Here is a 16,662-nt window from a genome sequence, read left to right as displayed (position 1 = left end):
CGACTCGGCATGCCACATTGGCCGGACGCGCACAGACAGGCGCGCCGTATACGCCACGTCCTGCTGTTTCGCAAGGGGGGTGCCCTTATTTCTCAGGCAAGATACCTGCCCACCACCTTGATGAAGGTGTCGGGCACTTCGTGGATCGTATATCCGCCGGGCTTGGTCGCAATGGCCCAGACCACCATGGCGCCGCCTGCGATCAGGGTGATTGCCGCGACGCGCGGTGCATGTCCATCGGACAGCGCCGCCACCATGGACGGGATCGACAGAACGACAAGAACAAGCCCCAGTATCAATGCAAGATCGGGATCCATCGAGCACTCCAAACGAATAACTGTAATAAACTCGTGACAGCTTATCCCGGATCGGTCGAATAAATCAAACTTTCCTGACAGGGGGCGACGCGCAGGATGTTGGTGGTGCCGGGCACGTTGAAGGGCACGCCCGCCGTCACCACGATCTGATCCAGCGCCTCGGCATAGCCCTGCTCCCGTGCGGCGCGCGCGGCATTCAGAACCGCCTGCTTGAAGCGTTCCAGCTCGCCGGTCATCACGCAATTCACCCCCCAGCTCAACGCCAGCCGCCGCGCGGTGCCGCGCAGGTTGGTCAGCGCGATGATCGGCACGCGCGGCCGCTCGCGTGCCACCAGCAGCGCCGTGGTGCCCGATTGGGTAAAGCAGCAGATCGCCTTGATATCGGTGGTTTCGGCGATTTCGCGGGCGGCGGCGACAATGCCGTCGGCCACGCTTTCGCGCTTGGCCCGGCGCGATGCCTCGATGATTTCCGTGTAGGTCGGGTCATCCTCGACTTCGCGGGCCACGTTGTCCATCGTGGTCACCGCCTCGATCGGATAGTCGCCTGCCGCCGATTCCGCCGAGAGCATGATCGCATCCGCCCCCTCATAGATCGCGGTGGCCACGTCGCTGACTTCGGCGCGGGTGGGCATCGGGCTTTCGATCATCGATTCCAGCATCTGCGTCGCCACGATCACCGGCTTGGCGGCGGCACGACATTTGCGGACCAGCCGCTTCTGGATCGGCGGCACGTTCTGCACCGGCAGCTCCACCCCCAGATCGCCGCGCGCCACCATGATCCCGTCCGACGCCGCAAGGATCGCGTCGAACCGCTCCACCGCCGCGGGCTTCTCGATCTTGCTGAGGATCGCGGCCCGACCCGCGGCCAGTTCCCGTGCCTCGGTCACATCTTCGGGACGCTGCACGAAACTCAGCGCCAGCCAATCCACGCCAAGATCGCAGACGAATTCCAGATCCTTGCGATCCTTCTCGGACAGCGCCGCCACCGGCAGCACCACATCGGGCACATTCACCCCCTTGCGGTTCGAGATCGTGCCGCCGATCACCACCTCGGTCCGGGCGAAATCCTTGCCGCATTCGGTCACTTTCAGGCGGATCTTACCGTCATTGACCAGCAGGCTCGCCCCCGGCTCCAGCGCTGCGAAAATCTCGGGATGGGGCAGGCAGACGCGGCTGGCATCGCCCTCGGCCTCGTCCAGATCAAGCCGGAACTCGGCGCCTTCCTCCAGATCCTCCTCGCCATTGGCAAAGACCCCGACCCGCAGCTTGGGACCCTGAAGATCGGCCAGAATGGCGATCGGGCTGTCCAGATCGGCCTCGATCTGGCGGATGATGCGGTGCCGCTCGGCGATATCCTCGTGGCTGCCGTGGCTCATGTTCAGACGGAACACGTCGGCCCCGGCTTCGTGCAGCGCGCGGATCATCTCGTAATCCGAAGAGGCGGGGCCGAGCGTGGCGACGATCTTGACGTTTCTGTGGCGTCTCATCCGGTGTCTTTCCTGTATGTGCTGGCCCGGTTTCGACGTCCGGACGCGTCATGTCAATGGGGCTGTCGCGATCGGGGAAAGCCTGCCGCAACGCATGTTAACGCTAACAGCCCGCGTCTCGGTTATTACCTATTTCACTTCACCTTTCAACTGTCCTAGACGGTGATGAAAGGACATGACACCCCGATGACATACCACCCCTTTTCCATCGAAGGCGCAGATCGCCCCTCCCGTTGGCTGATCACCTGCGATCATGCCGCCAATACCGTGCCGCCCTTCGTCAATGGCGGCTGCCTTGGTCTGGGGGCCGCAGATATGGCGCGCCACATCGCCTATGACGTGGGCGCCGCCGGTGTCGCGCGCGAACTGGCAGCACAGCTTGATGCGCCGGTGATCCTGTCGAATTTCTCGCGCCTCGTGATCGACCCCAACCGCGGCGAGGATGACCCCACCCTCCTGATGAAGCTCTATGACGGCACGATCATTCCCGGCAACCGCCATGCCGGACATGATGAGCTGACGCTCCGGCTCAATCGTTGTTACCGGCCCTACCATACCGCGCTGGCCGAACTGGCGGCGCGGCGGCCCGATACGGTGCTGGTCTCGGTCCACAGCTTTACCCGGCAATTGCAGGGAAGACCGCCGCGGCCCTGGCATGTCGGTGTGCTCTATGCCGCCGATGAACGCCTGTCGCGCCCGCTCATTGCCCGGCTGCGCGAGGAACAGGATCTCTGCGTGGGCGAGAACGAACCTTACGGCGGGCATCTGCCCGGCGACGCCATCGCGCGCCATGCCATTGCCTATCAGCGGCCCAATGTTCTCTTGGAGCTGCGCAATGACCTGATCGAACAGCACGACGATCAGATCGCATGGGCGCGCCGCCTTGCCCCGATCCTGAACGATGCCGCCGACCGCGCCGGGATCTGACCGCCGCGTGCCGCAAAGACCGGCTTGCGCGAAGCGCCCTTGCCGGGCCTAATGTTGCGCTGAAAGGAACCGCCCATGCCCCATGTCATCGTCGAACATTCCGCCGGATTGCAGGACAGCCACGATCTGCAGGCGCTCTGCGACGATCTGTTTGATCGTCTCGCCGCACATCCTTCGGTCAATGGCCCCGAGACGGTGCGCACCCGCACCATCGCCGCCACCGCATCGCGCATCGGCGTGGTGCCGCAAGCCTTTGCTCATGCCACATTGCTGCTGATCCCCGGTCGTGACGACGCCACGCGCGACGATCTGGCCGGGATCGTGATGGATACCTTGCAGGCGCATCTGCCCGAGGCCGGAAGCCTGACAGTGCGCCTCACCGACTTGAATCCGCCCTATCTCAAGCGCATGTTGTGACGCCAAAGCGGTCCGCCTTTACCCTGAGGCATCAGCCAAAGGCGGAACGCGTACAACGCTTGAACGAAGCACTGCATTTCGCGAACATCTGTGAGCCAGGTGTTTCGCGAAACGCTTTAAACAGGAGGATACCCATGGACGATCAGACCCGTATCGAGCTTGAAGCCGCCGCTTTCCGTACCCTGCGCGAGCATCTCATGGACAAGCGCGCCGACGTGCAGAACATCGACATGATGAACCTGGCGGGCTTTTGCCGCAACTGCCTGTCTCGCTGGTATCAGGAAGCCGCCAACGCCCGTGGCATCGACATGTCCAAGGACGAGGCGCGCGAGATTTTCTACGGTATGCCTTATGACGAGTGGAAAACCACCCATCAGACCGAAGCCAGCCCCGACCAACAGGCCGCCTTCACCAAATCCTTCGCCGAGAATGTGGGCGACAAGGGCTGATTCTGCGCCTTCGCCTCAGGGGCGCTGGTTCTGGAAATAGTTCTGCGGCTCCACAAAGGATTCGCGGAAATAATCATGCACCAAAGCCAGCGGCCCGGTGATATCCGTCCCGTGCCTATAGGCCAGCCCCACATCCATCGACGGGATGTCATGCGTCGTGGCTGCGGTGCCGATGCGTTTTCCCTCAAGTGACCAGGGCCGATAGACCATGTCCGACAGGATCGTGACCCCCTGTCCATTGGCCACCATCGAGCGCACCGCCTCGACCGACGCGGTGCGCAGCTTGACTTTGGGCTGATAATTGGTGCCAGACCAGTATTTCATCGTGGTATGCGCCGCCTCATCGACGGTCAGCATGATGTAATCCTGCTCGGCGATCTCGGCGAAACTGGCCTTTCCCGCGCGGTGAAACGGGTGGTTCGCCGGCACCCAAAGACGCCGTGTGGACTTCAAAAGCGTCTCGGTCTCGATCTCGGGATTGGTCAGGTTCGATGTCAGCACCACCGCCATGTCGAACCTGTTCGACAGCAGCCCTTCCTCGATGCTTTCGCGGTTCAATTCGCTCAGCCGGATCTCGATGCCCGGATAGAGATGCGCCAGCCGGTCCAGATGATAGGGCAGAAAATACCCGATCACCGTATAGGTCGCCGCGATCGAAATGACGCCTTCCGCCGTCGACCGGCGCTGCGTCAGGTTCTTGGCCTCGTCCAGCCGCGCAAGGATATCCTGCGCCGAGGCCAGAAATTCGCGCCCAGCATCGGTCATTTCCATCCCTTGCGCCGAGCGCAGGAACAGATCCGCGCCCAGTTCCGTCTCGAGGTCCCGGATTGCCGTGGTGATCGCCGATTGCGAGATCGACAGCGCCGTCGCCGCACGGCTGACCTGTCCCGATTCTGCGGTCGCGACGAAATACTTGAGATGCCGGAAATTCATCAAAGGCCCATGGTCTCCGCTTCGATCTGATGAATATCAGAATAGCAAGTATCGAAAAAAAAGATAATGATATTCACAAACCGGTGAATCTTTGACCATATACCGGAAATTCAACAGGTTAGATCGGGCCTTTTATTCCGGCATATTCTGAAATTCAGATACGGTTTGAACAGATATTGGAAATTTACAAGACGCGGCCAGCGTTGTCATCCTGTGCCCACCCAGAAGACGAGGACCAGGACGATGAAAACAGAAGTCGATCTGAACTGTGACATGGGCGAGGGGTTTGGCCAGTGGGTCCTGGGCGAGGCCCCGGACGAGGATCTCATGGCGCTCATCAGCTCGGCCAATATCGCGGCGGGCTTTCATGCGGGCGATCCCAATTCGATGGACCGTGTGGTGAAGCTGGCCCAACAATATGGCGTCGGGCTTGGCGCGCATCCCGGATACCGCGATCTGCAGGGCTTCGGGCGGCGCTATATCCGCACCAGCGCCGAGGAACTGGTCAACGACATCGTCTACCAGATCGGTGCGATCCGCGAATTCGGCCGCCGCTATGGCATCGCGCTCCAGCATGTCAAACCGCATGGCGCCCTCTACATGGAAGCAGCGGTCAACGAAGAGCTGTCGCAACTCATGGTCGATACCCTGCAGAAGACCAGCAGCGACGCGATCATTTTCTGCATGGGCATTTCCAAGACCTACGAGGTGGCCAAGCGTCTGGGGCATCCCGTGGTGCGCGAATTCTATGCCGACCGTGATTACGACGACACCGGCTCGATCGTGTTCAAACGCCAGGTGGCCCGCCCCGATCCCCAGCAGATCGCCGCGAAATGCCTGCGCGCCTGCCAGGAAGGCGTCGTCCGGACCGTCGATGGCAACGACATCCCGATCGAGTTCGAATCGATCTGTTTTCATTCCGACACGCCGGGCGCGCTTGAGATCGGGCGCGCCATCCGCAGCACGCTCACCGAAAACGGCATCACCATCGCCGCCGCCGCAACCGTGCTCGAACGCGCAAGCTGAGACGATTTACCGTCAGGAGAACCAACATGGCAGATATCCAATCCCCCCTTCCCGGAACCTTCTATCACCGCCCCTCCCCCGAGGATGACCCCTACAAGTCCAACGGCGATGCCGTTGCCGTCGGCGACGTGATCGGGCTGGTCGAGGTGATGAAAACCTTCATCGAGGTGAAATCCGAAATCGCCGGCACCTTCTCGGGCTACGCCGCCGACAATGAAGCGCCGGTGACCGCCGGGCAGGTTCTGGCGACGCTGGACGACTGACCATGGCCATATCGCGCCTTCTGATCGCCAATCGCGGCGAAATCGCGGTCCGGATCATCCGGGCCGCCCGCGAGCTTGGCATCCACACCATTCAGGCCCATTCCGAGGCTGACGCCGACATGCTGGCGGTCCGGCTGGCCGATGAAGCGGTGTGCATCGGACCGGCGGCAGCCAAGAATTCCTATCTCGATGTGGCTCGCGTCGTCGAAGTGGCCCAGCAGACCGGCGCTGATGCGGTGCATCCCGGCTATGGGTTTCTCTCGGAAAGCCCCCGTTTCGCCCGCGCTCTGGAAGAGGCCGGGATCACCTATGTCGGCCCCTCCGCCGACACGATCGAACGGATGGGCGACAAGGTCGCCGCGCGACAGGCCGCCGAAGCCGCGGGAACGCCCGTCGTGCCCGGCTCGAAGGGTCGGATCGAAACGCTGGACGATGCGGTCGCCACCGCCGCCGAAGTGGGCTACCCGGTGATGATCAAGGCCGCCGCCGGCGGGGGCGGGCGTGGCATCCGCATCGCCGCCAACGAGGACGAGCTGCGCAAGCTCGCCCCCCAGGCCCAGTCCGAAGCACAGGCCGCCTTTGGCGACGGCGGGCTCTATCTGGAACGCGCGCTGCGCGATCCGCGCCATATCGAGGTGCAGATCCTCGGCGACGGCACCCGTGCCGTGCATTGCTTCGAGCGCGAATGCTCGATCCAGCGCCGCCGTCAGAAAGTCTGGGAAGAGGCCGGCGCCGTCTGTCTGGACGAGCCCACCCGGCAGGAGCTTTGCGCCTCTGCGGTCGCCATGGCCGAGGCGGTGGGCTACAAGGGCGCAGGCACGCTGGAGTTTCTCTATGAAGAGGCCAGCAACCAGTTCTTCTTCATCGAGATGAACACCCGCATCCAGGTCGAACATCCCGTGACCGAAATGGTCACCGGCATCGACCTCGTCCAGGAAATGATCCGCATCGCCGGCGGCGAGCCGCTGCGCCTCACGCAGGACCAGATCGCCGTCACCGGCCATGCGATCGAAGTGCGCATCAACGCTGAAGACCCGCATCTGCAGTTCATGCCCTTCCCCGGCACCGTGGGCGCCATGCGCCTGCCCGAGGGTCAGGGCATCCGCATGGATCACTTTCTCTACGAGGGCTATCAGATCCCGCCCTTTTACGACTCGCTCATCGGCAAGCTGATCGCGCATGGCTCGGACCGGGCCGAGGCGATCTCCCGCCTGCGCACCGCATTGCAGAGCTTGTCGATCGACGGTCTCAAGACGACAATCCCCCTGCATCTGGCGCTGGCGGACGACCCGCAGGTTCAGGCGGGCACGGTCCATACCCAATGGCTGGAACCGTGGCTGGATGCCGGAAATCTGACCCCCGCAGCAACAGGAGGTGCTTCGTGAAGACACGTTACACATATGGTGGAGACGAGCATGTCTACGTGGAAATGGACGAGGAAATGTCGCTCGAGGCGTTCTTCAAATCCCTCTCCATGTCCAATGCCGTCCGAGAGGCCGACATCCCCGGCGTGACCGAAATCTGCCCGGCCAACGCATCCTTTCAGGTCCGCTACAATCCCGACGTGACCCCGCCCGAAGAGATGCTGTCCCGGATCAAGGATCTCGAACACATGGCCGACAAGGCCGAAAAGCGGATGACCACCCGGATCATCGAAGTCCCGGTCTATTATCAGGATCCCTGGACCCACGAGACCCTGATGCGCTTCCGCGAACGCCATCAGGATCCCTCGGGCAGCGATCTCGATTACGCCGCCCGGATCAACGGCTATGATAGCGTCGAGGCTTTCATCGAGGCGCATCATTCCCAGCCGTGGTTCGTGTCGATGGTGGGCTTCGTGTCGGGCCTGCCCTTCCTGTATCAGCTGGTCGAACGCGACCGTCAGATCCAGGTTCCCAAATATCTGCGCCCCCGCACCGACACGCCCAAGCAGACGGTCGGCTATGGCGGCAGCTTCTCGTGCATCTATTCGGTGCGCGGGGCAGGCGGCTACCAGATGTTCGGCATCACGCCGATGACCATCTATGACCCGCGACAGCATGTGTCCTATCTGAGCGACTTCATGGTGTTCTTCAAACCCGGCGACATCGTCAAATGGAACCCCATCGACCGCGCCGAATACGACCGCATCCTTGCCGCGGTCGAAGCGAACACCTGGGCGCCGCGCATCGCCGAGGTCGAGTTCGATCTCGACGAGTTCAACAAGGACATGGTCGGCTACAACGCCAAGCTGATGGAGGCTCTCAATGACGCTTAAGATTGTCAAATCAGGTCTGGCCACCACCATTCAGGATCTCGGTCGTCCCGGCTATTTCCATCTCGGCATCCCCGAAGGCGGGGCGATGGACCGGCTGGCTCTGCGCGCCGCGAACATGCTTGTCGGCAACCCCGAGGATGCCGCGGGCCTCGAGGCCGTGTTCATGGGCCCCGAGATCGAATTCACCCGCGACGCCAGCATCGCCATCACCGGCGCCGAACTCCCCGTGATGATCGACGGCGAGCCGCGTGAAACCTGGACCTCCATCACCGTCAAGGCCGGTCAGGTGCTCAGCTTCGGGTTCCTGCAAGCCGGCGCGCGCGCCTATATCGCGGTCTCGGGCGGCATCGCCACCGAACCGGATCTCGGCAGCCGCTCCACCTATCCGATCGGTGCGCTGGGTGGCGTCGGTGGTCGTGCCGTGCAGCCCGGTGACGAGCTGCCCGTGGGCGACGCGCCGCTGGTGGCCGAAGGCCGCAGCGTGCCCCCCGCCTTGCGTCGCGGACCAGGCAACCCTGCCGAATTGCGGGTCCTGACCGGCCTCTACTGGTATCGCCTGACCGAAGACGCCGGGCGCCGCTTCTTCGAGGATACCTGGACCGTCGCCGCCGAGGCCGACCGCATGGGCTACCGCTTCAAGGGCGGACGCCCGCTTGATTTCGTCGATCGCGAACCGCCCTTCGGTGCCGGTGCCGATCCGTCGAATATCGTCGACGGGTGCTATTCCTACGGCTCCATTCAGGTGCCCGGCGGCACCGAACCCATCGTGCTGCACCGCGACGCCGTGTCGGGCGGGGGCTATTTCACCCTTGGGGCTGTGATCTCGGCGGATATGGACCTGATCGGGCAGCTTCAGCCCAACACGCAGGTCAAGTTCGTCAATGTCGACATGGAAACGGCACTGGCCGCGCGCGCCGAGCGTAAGGCCACCATCGCCAAAATCCGCCAAGAGCTGGGCTAACTGCCTTCGGACGGGCAGGGCGCGCCTCGCTGCGCCCGCCCGCATCACCGCTCAGGACACCCTAGCCTTCCCATCTTGATCGGCGGAAAATCCTCGAACGCTTGGCGGACAAAGCTTGCGCTGTGTTAACGCCGGTGTATACCGCGCGGCGCACCGACGCGATACCGACGTTATACCGATGTGATACCGAACGGGATTTTCCAGTAAAACCGAGGTGTTAACCCCGATTCGCCTTAGACTGCCGTTTTCAGGCTTTCATCCAGGTAGATTTCCCGCAGCCGCCGCGCGACCGGCCCCGGCGCACCGTCGCCAAGCGTCTGCCCGTCGATCTCCACCACCGGCATCACAAAGGCGCTGGCCGACGTGATGAAGCCCTCGTCCGCCGCCTTGGCCTCGTCGATGGTGAAGGGGCGTTCCTCGACCTCCATCTGGGCCTCGCGGGCAAAGCGCAGAACAGCGGCGCGGGTGATCCCGTGCAGGATGTCGTTCGACAGCTGGCGGGTGATGATCTTGTTGCCCTTGACGATATAGGCATTGTTCGACGTGCCCTCGGTCACGTGGCCATCCTCGATCATCCAGGCATCGTCACAGCCGGCCTTCTTGGCCATCATCTTGCCCATCGACGGATACAGAAGCTGCACCGTCTTGATGTCGCGCCGACCCCAGCGAAGATCGTCTATGCTTATGATTTTCAAACCCTTTCCGGCCTGCGGGCTATTCGCCAGACCCGGTTTGGACTGGGTGAACAGCACCAGCGTCGGCTCGGTCGTCTCAGGGTCAGGAAAGACGAAATCGCGGTCGCCATCGCTGCCGCGCGTCACCTGCAGATAGACCAGACCATCTTCGATCTCGTTGACCCGCACCAACTCGCGGTGGATCTCAAGCAGGTCGTCGAACGCGGCGGGCTTCTTCATGTCCAATTCATTCAGCGACCGTTCAAGACGCGCCAGATGCCCATCGAAATCGATCAGCTTGCCGCCCAGAACACTGGTCACCTCATAGACCCCGTCAGCCATCAGAAACGCCCGGTCGAAGATCGAGATCTTCGCCTCGGTCTCGGGCAGGTAGTCGCCATTCACGTATACGGTGCGCATGTCTTTATCCCCACAATGCGGCCTCGGGCGGATGCACCCCGGCCTCGTCGAATGTCAAAGCGTTGTCGCGGTCTTCGGCCAACAGAAGCGGCCCGTCAAGGTCTGTCACAAGCGCCCCCTGCGCCACCAGCACCGCCGGTGCCATCGCCAGCGAACTGCCGATCATGCAACCGACCATCACCTTGTACCCCTGCGCCAAGGCCGCCTCGCGCAGAGCCAGCGCCTCGGTCAGACCGCCGGTCTTGTCCAGCTTGATATTCACCACGTCGTATTTGCCCGCCAATCCCGGCAAGCTATTGCGATCATGGCAGGATTCGTCGGCACAGACGGGCAAGGGGCGGTCGATCCCGCGCAGCGCCTCGTCCTGTCCTGCGGGCAGGGGCTGTTCCACAAGGCTCACACCAAGCCGGACCAGATGCGGCGCCAGATCGGCATAGACCTCGGCGCTCCAGCCTTCATTGGCATCCACGATGATCCGCGCCTTCGGTGCGCCCGCGCGCACCGCCTCGACCCGGGGCATGTCGTCTGGCGTGCCCAGCTTGATCTTGAGAAGCGGGCGGTGCGCATGTTTCGCAGCCTCGGCCTGCATCTTTTCCGGCGTGTCGAGCGACAGGGTATAGGCCGTGATCTCGGGGCGCGGCGCGCTCAAACCCGCCAGGTCCCAGACCCGTTTGCCACTGCGTTTCGCCTCCAGATCCCACAGCGCGCAATCCACCGCATTGCGCGCGGCACCGGCGGGCAGAAGCCCCTGCAATTCGTGGCGATCAAACCGCACGGGCAAGCCTTCGATCTGCGCCGTGACGCTGTCCAGCGTCTCGTCATAGCGGGCATAGGGCACGCATTCTCCCCAGCCGGTGATGCCGCCGTCGGTGATCCGGACCGTCAGCACCTTCGCCTCGCTGCGCGAGCCTCGGCTTATGGTGAAGACCTGCGCCAGACGGAACGTGTCGCGGGTGACCGAAATCTCCACGGCCCTCTCCTTTTCTGCTGGCAATTGATGTGTCGCAGGGGCCATCACCGGCCCCCGCTCGACGCGATCAGATCACAGCGCGGCCAGCGCGTCCACCAGCTTGCCCGAGCCGAAACGATAAGGGTCGGTCGCCGGAAGACCCATCCGGGTCTCGACCTCGGCCAGATAGGCTTTGGCCTCGTCCTCGGTCATGTGCTGGGTGTTGATCGACACGCCCACAACCTGACAGGCGGGATTGGCGATCCGCGCCAGCGGCAGCGCCGTGTCGCGCAGATCCTCCAGTGAGGGCGGGGTATATTCGGGAAGGCCGCGCATATGGCTGCGGGTCGGCTCGTGGCACAGAATCAGCGCATCTGGCTGCCCACCATGAATAAGCGCCATCGTGACGCCCGAGAACGAGACATGAAACAGGCTGCCCTGACCTTCGATCAGATCCCAGTGATCCTCTTCGTTGTCGGGCGTCAGCCATTCGATCGATCCAGCCATGAAATCCGCGATGACCGCATCCAGCGGCACGCCATCGCCGGTGATCAGGATGCCGGTCTGGCCCGTGGCGCGGAACGTGGCTTTCAGGCCCCGTTCGCGCATGTCACGTTCCATGGCCATGGCGGTATACATCTTGCCGACCGAGCAATCCGTGCCCACGGCCAGACACCGCTTGCCGCTCCGTTTCTTGCCGTCCGCGATGGGATAATTCACTTCCGGGACTCGCACATCGTGCAGGCTGCGCCCCGTCGCTTCGGCCACGGCCACCAGATCGGGCTCGTTGCGCAAAAGGTTGTGCAGGCCCGCAGCCAGATCGAAACCTTCCTCGAGCGCGGTCACCAGAACCTTCTTCCATTCCTTCGAAATAACGCCGCCCCGATTGGCCACGCCGATCACAAGCGTCTTGGCGCCGGCGGCCTTGGCCTCGGCCAGCGTCATGTCGGTCAGTCCCAGATCAGCGCCGCAACCCTCGAGGCGGAACTGACCCACGGCATTCTCGGGACGCCAGTCGCGGATGCCGATAGCAACCTTCGCGGCCAGCATATCGGGCGCATCGCCGAGGAACAGCAGGTAAGGGGTCTGGATCATGGCAGCTCCTTTCGGGAATCGAGTTTCGCGAAGTTTCCTATCCTCTCGCTGCGATGTCATGCGATAGTCTCGGTGCCGAACCGGATTTTGTGCAAGATCGTTCGGACATTTCATGCATTGATCGAAGAATATCCTCCGACCCTCCGGCCTGCGGACAATGCCCAACCCGGATGCCTTTGGTGTACAGCTCGCAAGCGCAGCATTCTTGCTGCACCTGCAGAATCGTGTTGCGATGCCTTGCGCAATTTAATACCGATCGGGCGATACGAAATGAAACTTTTGAAAAGAGGGTGCCCGCCATGAGCTTCCGCCTGCAACCCCCCGCCCCGGCCCGTCCGAACCGCTGTCAGTTGTTCGGCCCCGGCTCGAACGCGAAACTCTTCGAGAAAATGGCCGCCAGCGCCGCCGATGTGGTCAATATCGATCTCGAAGATTCCGTGGCCCCCTCGGACAAGGATCTTGCCCGCAAACAGACGATCGAGGCGATCAATACCGTGGATTGGGGCAAGAAATACCTCTCGGTGCGGATAAACGGGCTTGATTCACCCTTCTGGTATCGTGATGTCGTCGATCTTCTGGAGCAGACGGGCGACCGTTTGGACCAGATCATGATCCCCAAGGCGGGATGCGCCGCCGATATCTATGCCGTGGATGCTCTGGTCACGTCGATCGAGGCTGCGAAAGGCCGCAGCAAGCGGATCAGCTTCGAGGCGATCATCGAATCCGCCGCTGGTATCGCCCATGTCGAAGAGATCGCCGCGGCAAGCCCCCGGATGCAGGCCCTCAGCCTTGGGGCGGCGGATTTCGCGGCGTCCATGGGGATGGCGACCACCGGCATCGGCGGCACCCAAGAGAATTACTACATGCTCCACGAGGGCGCGAAATACTGGTCCGATCCGTGGCATTGGGCGCAAACCGCCATTGTCGCCGCTTGCCGCACGCATGGTCTCTTGCCGGTCGATGGCCCGTTTGGAGACTTCTCGGATGATGAGGGGTTCCGCGCGCAGGCCCGCCGCTCGGCCACGCTTGGCATGGTGGGCAAATGGGCGATCCATCCCAAGCAGATCGCGCTTGCCAACGAGATCTTCACCCCCTCTGCCGAGGCGGTTCAAGAGGCTCGCGAGATCCTGCAGGCGATGGACGAGGCGAAGGCCCGCGGCGAGGGGGCGACCACCTACAAGGGTCGTCTTGTCGATATCGCGTCGATCAAACAGGCCGAGGTGATCGTTCGTCAGGCCGAGATGATCGAGGCGATGTAACCCGCCACAAACCGATCCGATCTTAATTGAAAAACCTGGCAGGGCATATCGCCTTGCCGGGTTTTCTATCCTCAGCTCCTGCCGTCGCCCGATCAGGCGGCGTTTGGCAGGATCACGATCTCGACACGGCGGTTCTGAGCGCGGCCCGCATCGGTCAGGTTGTCGGCGACCGGCTGGTTCTCGCCCCGTCCAAAGGTCTGAATGCGCGAAAAGGCCACGCCGCCATCCATCAGCACATCCGCCACGGCATTGGCCCTGCGCTCGGAAAGCTGCTGGTTATAGCCTGCATCGCCGGTATTGTCGGTATGGCCCACGACCTGCACGGTCGAATCCGGGTAATCGCGCAAGCTGCTGGCCACGGTCATCAGATCGTCGCGCAGACCGGGCCGCACCGAGGCGCTGTCCACATCGAATAGGATATCCTGAGGCAGGGTCACGATCAGGCGGTCGCCCGTATTTGTGATCTGCACGCGATCATCATCCAGTTGCTGACGCAGTTGCGCCTCTTGGCGGTCCAGCATGTTGCCATATGTGGCGCCGCCGGCCGCACCGATGGCGCCCCCGATCAGCGCCCCCTTGGCCCGGTCATCGCTGACGACGGCACCCACGCCCGCGCCGATCAGACCGCCAAGCAAGGCGCCCTGCTGGGTTTTCTGATAGGGGTTGGTGCCGGTCCCGACCATCGCCGGATCGGTGCAGGCGGCCACCGCCAGAAGCGACGCGCCCGAAAGGACGAGAAGGGAGTGTCGTGCTCGGATCATTTCAATGCCTCATGTAACTGCCCATACGCTTGGGTCTGCTTTAAAGATAGGCAATGCGCGTCCCGGACCCAAGGGAAAACCGCGTGTGTTTCGGCAGCAATCCGCGCATTTCCCTCGGTATCAGGCCTCGGTGCGGGCGCTTTCCCATGCCAGCATCGTGCGTTTGACCGGCAGCCCCCAGTGATACCCGCCAAGCCCGCCCGACTTGCGCAGCGCGCGATGACAGGGGATCAGAAAGCTGATCGGATTGCGGCCGACAGCGGTGCCCACAGCGCGCACCGCGCGGGGCGATCCGATGGCGCGCGCGATGTCGGAATAGGTTGTCACATGGCCCGTGGGCACCTGCAAAAGCGCCTCCCAGACCTTGATCTGAAAGGGCGCTCCGATCATGTGCAGACGCGCCTCGCCCTTGGCGGTGAACGCCGCCTCGACCCAAGAGGAAATAGCCTTCGGGTCCTCCAGAAACTGTGCCTCGGGCCAGCGCTGCGCCATGTCATCCCATGCCGCCTCGTGCCCGCATTCCTCGGCAAAAGCGAGACCGCACAGCCCCTTGTCTGTGGCCATGGCCAACGCCTCGCCAAAGGGGCTGGCGAACCATCCGTACCGGATCGTCAACCCCTCGCCGCGCCGCGCGACATCACCGGGGCTCATGGCCTCCCATCTCAGGAACAGATCGTGCAGCCGCCCGGTGCCGGACAGCCCCATCTCCTCGGCGGTGTCGAGCACGGTGTGACGGTCGCAGAGCAGCCTCCGGGCATGATCCAGCGTCAGATATTGCTGATACCGCTTGGGCGACACGCCCACCCAAGCGGAAAAAAGGCGTTGAAAATGACTGGGGCTCAACTGCATCCGGCCCGCAAGTTCATCCAGAGATAACGGCGCCTCGGCCGCATCTATCACGTCCAGCGCCCGTCGCATGACAGAGTAATGATAGCTGTTCTGCGGGGAAACGGTCATCGGTCGGGTCCTCATGCTGTCATGTGAACCTTAGGGGCGCCCGGCCCGAGGCGCGACCCGAATGTTGCGCAAAGGCGCGGCTGACAGGCCCTGTCATGAAAAAATGACAGCTCGTTGACGACCGTCAATTTCAAATTCTGAAATAAGAATACGACTCATCCTGCCGCGGGTCCGATTTTCTGATTCGACGTCGGGTCCTGCATTTTGGGCAAGGCATTCCAGCGCATCGCCTGCGCAAAAATCATTTACGCCGATCCCTTATTTCGAAGTGAGTAACAGGAGAAATGAATATGAGACAAAAAACCATTCAACTTGCTATCCCTGTGGCGATTGCCACGGGATTTCTGCCTGCCATCGCGGGCGCCGCAACAATCGACAGCTGGAACCTCTTGAATGTCGTCGAGGGTCCAGAGGTGACCGGAACCGACACCGGCGCAAGCGTGGTCTATGACCGTGTCTTGCCGGATGCATCGGCCACTACCAATGGCCAGATCGTCTATACCGCGCCCGAGGCCGACACACCGGGCATGAAGGTGTCGAACGTGACGTTTACCCAGTCTGGCGACACCTATACCGGCTGTATCCTTGCGACCAGCGGAACCGCCTGCGACGGCGAGTTTCAAAGTGGCAAGCGCTTCAAGGTGCAAGCCACCGATACCGGATCCGTCGACCTTGTGTTCGATGTGACCGAAAACGAAACCGATTCAGTCTACCGGGTGTTCCAGCGCCTGATCAACGTCACCGGCGAGGCGCTTGGCGGCTTCAAGATCGAGCTTGGCACCGGCATTGGTGGTGGCTTCACGGCGTCTACGGATAACGATGGCCTGTCCTTCTCGTCCACGGTATCGATGGGGCCGGGTGGTGCGTCGTCCTTCTCGCAGTTTCCCTTTGGTCTGTTCGGCAGCTTGGACAACCCCAACCCCAACCCGCTTGAACTTCCGGGCTTCTTCGACACCACCAGCCGCGCGGGCTACAACGTGGTCCAAAGCCTCGACAGCATCGTCAGCACAGGGTTTTATGGCAACTATGGCACGCTTTTCGGCAATTGGCTGTCGCAAGAAGATGTGCCTCTCGGGCTTCTGTGGGATTACGCCTCTGGCGCCGCCGATCCGCTTGTGATGGCATGGGACAACGGCTCCCAATGGGAGGTGCGCCGCGGCATTAACAACAGCCTTGACGGCGACGATACAAAAATCACCGCAGAAGATGTTTATGCGTTGGCCGAAGGCCAATGGAAATATTACGACTATGGCGATATCGCGGGGGTTGAGACCTTCCTTAAAGGGATTACCCTTTTTGATGATGCGATCGAAGACCTTGCCAATCTCAACCTGAATTTCGCGATCAATCTTGGCTCGAATTTTAGTGGCAGCACCTTCACGCTGCGCACCACCTCGATCGCGCCGATCCCCTTGCCGGCGGGCCTTCCCCTGCTGCTGACGGGGTTTGCAGCCCTTGCCGGGCTTCGCTATCGCCGCAAACAGACCATGATGGCGTAACGCCGCAACCG

18 protein-coding genes are annotated in these 16,662 nt (G+C 62.3%); 10 read left to right on the top strand and 8 right to left on the bottom strand.

The window, feature by feature from the left end:
* Positions 1–92 precede the first annotated feature (92 nt).
* Both F3H35_RS02570 and pyk read right to left on the bottom strand, forming a co-directional pair.
* Entirely contained in the window at positions 93–317 is a 225-nt protein-coding gene (locus F3H35_RS02570; protein WP_149778076.1) for a hypothetical protein, read from the bottom strand.
* A gap of 41 nt (positions 318–358) precedes the next feature.
* Entirely contained in the window at positions 359–1,804 is a 1,446-nt protein-coding gene (gene pyk / locus F3H35_RS02565) for a pyruvate kinase (protein ID WP_149778075.1), read from the bottom strand.
* Positions 1,805–1,990: 186 nt separating this feature from the next.
* Here pyk and F3H35_RS02560 point away from each other — a divergent pair, with 186 nt between their 5' ends.
* From F3H35_RS02560 to F3H35_RS02550, 3 genes are all read left to right on the top strand, one after another.
* Complete coding sequence (locus tag F3H35_RS02560) at positions 1,991–2,731, top strand: N-formylglutamate amidohydrolase (RefSeq protein ID WP_149778074.1); 741 nt, start codon at positions 1,991–1,993, stop codon at positions 2,729–2,731.
* 75 nt (positions 2,732–2,806) lie between these two features.
* On the top strand, positions 2,807–3,148 hold the full coding sequence (locus F3H35_RS02555; RefSeq protein ID WP_149778073.1) for a tautomerase family protein: 342 nt from the start codon (positions 2,807–2,809) through the stop codon (positions 3,146–3,148).
* Between the two features lie 134 nt (positions 3,149–3,282).
* The gene (locus F3H35_RS02550) at positions 3,283–3,597 is read left to right on the top strand and encodes a DUF1244 domain-containing protein (RefSeq protein WP_149778072.1); all 315 of its coding nucleotides are present in this window, start codon (positions 3,283–3,285) and stop codon (positions 3,595–3,597) included.
* Between the two features lie 15 nt (positions 3,598–3,612).
* Here the strand turns inward: F3H35_RS02550 and F3H35_RS02545 are convergent, their stop codons facing one another.
* Positions 3,613–4,530, bottom strand: a complete 918-nt coding sequence (locus F3H35_RS02545; RefSeq protein ID WP_149778071.1) for a LysR family transcriptional regulator — start codon at positions 4,528–4,530, stop codon at positions 3,613–3,615.
* Positions 4,531–4,773: 243 nt separating this feature from the next.
* Between F3H35_RS02545 and F3H35_RS02540 the strand changes: the two genes are divergently transcribed.
* Genes F3H35_RS02540 through F3H35_RS02520 form a run of 5 tightly spaced genes read left to right on the top strand, consistent with a single transcriptional unit; the run spans position 4,774 to position 9,037 of the window.
* Positions 4,774–5,556, top strand: a complete 783-nt coding sequence (locus F3H35_RS02540; protein WP_149778070.1) for a 5-oxoprolinase subunit PxpA — start codon at positions 4,774–4,776, stop codon at positions 5,554–5,556.
* A gap of 26 nt (positions 5,557–5,582) precedes the next feature.
* Positions 5,583–5,819 carry an acetyl-CoA carboxylase gene (locus F3H35_RS02535; RefSeq protein ID WP_149778069.1) on the top strand — a complete coding sequence of 79 codons (237 nt, stop codon included), beginning with the start codon at positions 5,583–5,585 and terminating at the stop codon, positions 5,817–5,819.
* 2 nt (positions 5,820–5,821) lie between these two features.
* Complete coding sequence (locus F3H35_RS02530) at positions 5,822–7,204, top strand: acetyl-CoA carboxylase biotin carboxylase subunit (protein WP_149778068.1); 1,383 nt, start codon at positions 5,822–5,824, stop codon at positions 7,202–7,204.
* Positions 7,201–8,076, top strand: a complete 876-nt coding sequence (locus tag F3H35_RS02525) for a 5-oxoprolinase subunit B family protein (RefSeq protein WP_149778067.1) — start codon at positions 7,201–7,203, stop codon at positions 8,074–8,076. The genes F3H35_RS02530 and F3H35_RS02525 overlap by 4 nt, the downstream gene beginning before the upstream one ends.
* A complete protein-coding gene (locus tag F3H35_RS02520; RefSeq protein ID WP_149778066.1) occupies positions 8,066–9,037 on the top strand; it encodes a 5-oxoprolinase subunit C family protein in 972 nt (323 codons plus the stop codon). Before F3H35_RS02525 ends, F3H35_RS02520 begins: the two co-directional genes overlap by 11 nt.
* Before the next feature lie 233 nt (positions 9,038–9,270).
* Here F3H35_RS02520 and F3H35_RS02515 read toward each other — a convergent pair whose 3' ends face one another.
* The 3 genes from F3H35_RS02515 to dgcN all read right to left on the bottom strand — a co-directional run bounded on the left by F3H35_RS02515 (position 9,271) and on the right by dgcN (position 12,175).
* The gene (locus F3H35_RS02515; RefSeq protein WP_149778065.1) at positions 9,271–10,131 is read right to left on the bottom strand and encodes a D-amino-acid transaminase; all 861 of its coding nucleotides are present in this window, start codon (positions 10,129–10,131) and stop codon (positions 9,271–9,273) included.
* 4 nt (positions 10,132–10,135) lie between these two features.
* Positions 10,136–11,101, bottom strand: a complete 966-nt coding sequence (gene dgcA, locus F3H35_RS02510; protein ID WP_149778064.1) for an N-acetyl-D-Glu racemase DgcA — start codon at positions 11,099–11,101, stop codon at positions 10,136–10,138.
* Positions 11,102–11,173: 72 nt separating this feature from the next.
* The gene (gene dgcN, locus F3H35_RS02505; protein WP_149778063.1) at positions 11,174–12,175 is read right to left on the bottom strand and encodes an N-acetyltransferase DgcN; all 1,002 of its coding nucleotides are present in this window, start codon (positions 12,173–12,175) and stop codon (positions 11,174–11,176) included.
* Positions 12,176–12,474: 299 nt separating this feature from the next.
* Here dgcN and F3H35_RS02500 point away from each other — a divergent pair, with 299 nt between their 5' ends.
* On the top strand, positions 12,475–13,434 hold the full coding sequence (locus F3H35_RS02500) for an L-malyl-CoA/beta-methylmalyl-CoA lyase (protein ID WP_007812327.1): 960 nt from the start codon (positions 12,475–12,477) through the stop codon (positions 13,432–13,434).
* A gap of 92 nt (positions 13,435–13,526) precedes the next feature.
* Here F3H35_RS02500 and F3H35_RS02495 read toward each other — a convergent pair whose 3' ends face one another.
* Both F3H35_RS02495 and F3H35_RS02490 read right to left on the bottom strand, forming a co-directional pair.
* A complete protein-coding gene (locus F3H35_RS02495; protein ID WP_149778062.1) occupies positions 13,527–14,195 on the bottom strand; it encodes an OmpA family protein in 669 nt (222 codons plus the stop codon).
* A gap of 120 nt (positions 14,196–14,315) precedes the next feature.
* Positions 14,316–15,152 carry a methylated-DNA--[protein]-cysteine S-methyltransferase gene (locus F3H35_RS02490; protein WP_149778061.1) on the bottom strand — a complete coding sequence of 279 codons (837 nt, stop codon included), beginning with the start codon at positions 15,150–15,152 and terminating at the stop codon, positions 14,316–14,318.
* Between the two features lie 290 nt (positions 15,153–15,442).
* Between F3H35_RS02490 and F3H35_RS18995 the strand changes: the two genes are divergently transcribed.
* Entirely contained in the window at positions 15,443–16,651 is a 1,209-nt protein-coding gene (locus tag F3H35_RS18995) for a choice-of-anchor F family protein (protein WP_223228289.1), read from the top strand.
* The last annotated feature ends 11 nt before the right edge of the window (positions 16,652–16,662 follow it).

The organism is Roseovarius litoreus (assembly GCF_900142765.1).
GTDB lineage: Bacteria > Pseudomonadota > Alphaproteobacteria > Rhodobacterales > Rhodobacteraceae > Roseovarius > Roseovarius litoreus.
Note: the sequence above shows the minus strand (reverse complement) of the source record. Positions and strands in the feature narration are given on the sequence as shown.

What these genes read in the sequence shown, in the direction of transcription:
- F3H35_RS02500 (WP_007812327.1), top strand. Translation starts at nt 12,475, where the DNA reads ATGAGCTTCCGCCTGCAACCCCCCGCCCCGGCCCGTCCGAACCGCTGT.
- F3H35_RS02540 (WP_149778070.1), top strand. Translation starts at nt 4,774, where the DNA reads ATGAAAACAGAAGTCGATCTGAACTGTGACATGGGCGAGGGGTTTGGC.
- F3H35_RS02570 (WP_149778076.1), bottom strand. Translation starts at nt 317, where the DNA reads ATGGATCCCGATCTTGCATTGATACTGGGGCTTGTTCTTGTCGTTCTG.
- F3H35_RS02495 (WP_149778062.1), bottom strand. Translation starts at nt 14,195, where the DNA reads ATGATCCGAGCACGACACTCCCTTCTCGTCCTTTCGGGCGCGTCGCTT.
- F3H35_RS02490 (WP_149778061.1), bottom strand. Translation starts at nt 15,152, where the DNA reads ATGACCGTTTCCCCGCAGAACAGCTATCATTACTCTGTCATGCGACGG.
- F3H35_RS02545 (WP_149778071.1), bottom strand. Translation starts at nt 4,530, where the DNA reads ATGAATTTCCGGCATCTCAAGTATTTCGTCGCGACCGCAGAATCGGGA.
- F3H35_RS02535 (WP_149778069.1), top strand. Translation starts at nt 5,583, where the DNA reads ATGGCAGATATCCAATCCCCCCTTCCCGGAACCTTCTATCACCGCCCC.
- F3H35_RS02550 (WP_149778072.1), top strand. Translation starts at nt 3,283, where the DNA reads ATGGACGATCAGACCCGTATCGAGCTTGAAGCCGCCGCTTTCCGTACC.
- F3H35_RS02520 (WP_149778066.1), top strand. Translation starts at nt 8,066, where the DNA reads ATGACGCTTAAGATTGTCAAATCAGGTCTGGCCACCACCATTCAGGAT.
- F3H35_RS02560 (WP_149778074.1), top strand. Translation starts at nt 1,991, where the DNA reads ATGACATACCACCCCTTTTCCATCGAAGGCGCAGATCGCCCCTCCCGT.
- F3H35_RS02530 (WP_149778068.1), top strand. Translation starts at nt 5,822, where the DNA reads ATGGCCATATCGCGCCTTCTGATCGCCAATCGCGGCGAAATCGCGGTC.
- F3H35_RS18995 (WP_223228289.1), top strand. Translation starts at nt 15,443, where the DNA reads ATGAGACAAAAAACCATTCAACTTGCTATCCCTGTGGCGATTGCCACG.
- pyk (WP_149778075.1), bottom strand. Translation starts at nt 1,804, where the DNA reads ATGAGACGCCACAGAAACGTCAAGATCGTCGCCACGCTCGGCCCCGCC.
- F3H35_RS02515 (WP_149778065.1), bottom strand. Translation starts at nt 10,131, where the DNA reads ATGCGCACCGTATACGTGAATGGCGACTACCTGCCCGAGACCGAGGCG.
- dgcN (WP_149778063.1), bottom strand. Translation starts at nt 12,175, where the DNA reads ATGATCCAGACCCCTTACCTGCTGTTCCTCGGCGATGCGCCCGATATG.
- F3H35_RS02555 (WP_149778073.1), top strand. Translation starts at nt 2,807, where the DNA reads ATGCCCCATGTCATCGTCGAACATTCCGCCGGATTGCAGGACAGCCAC.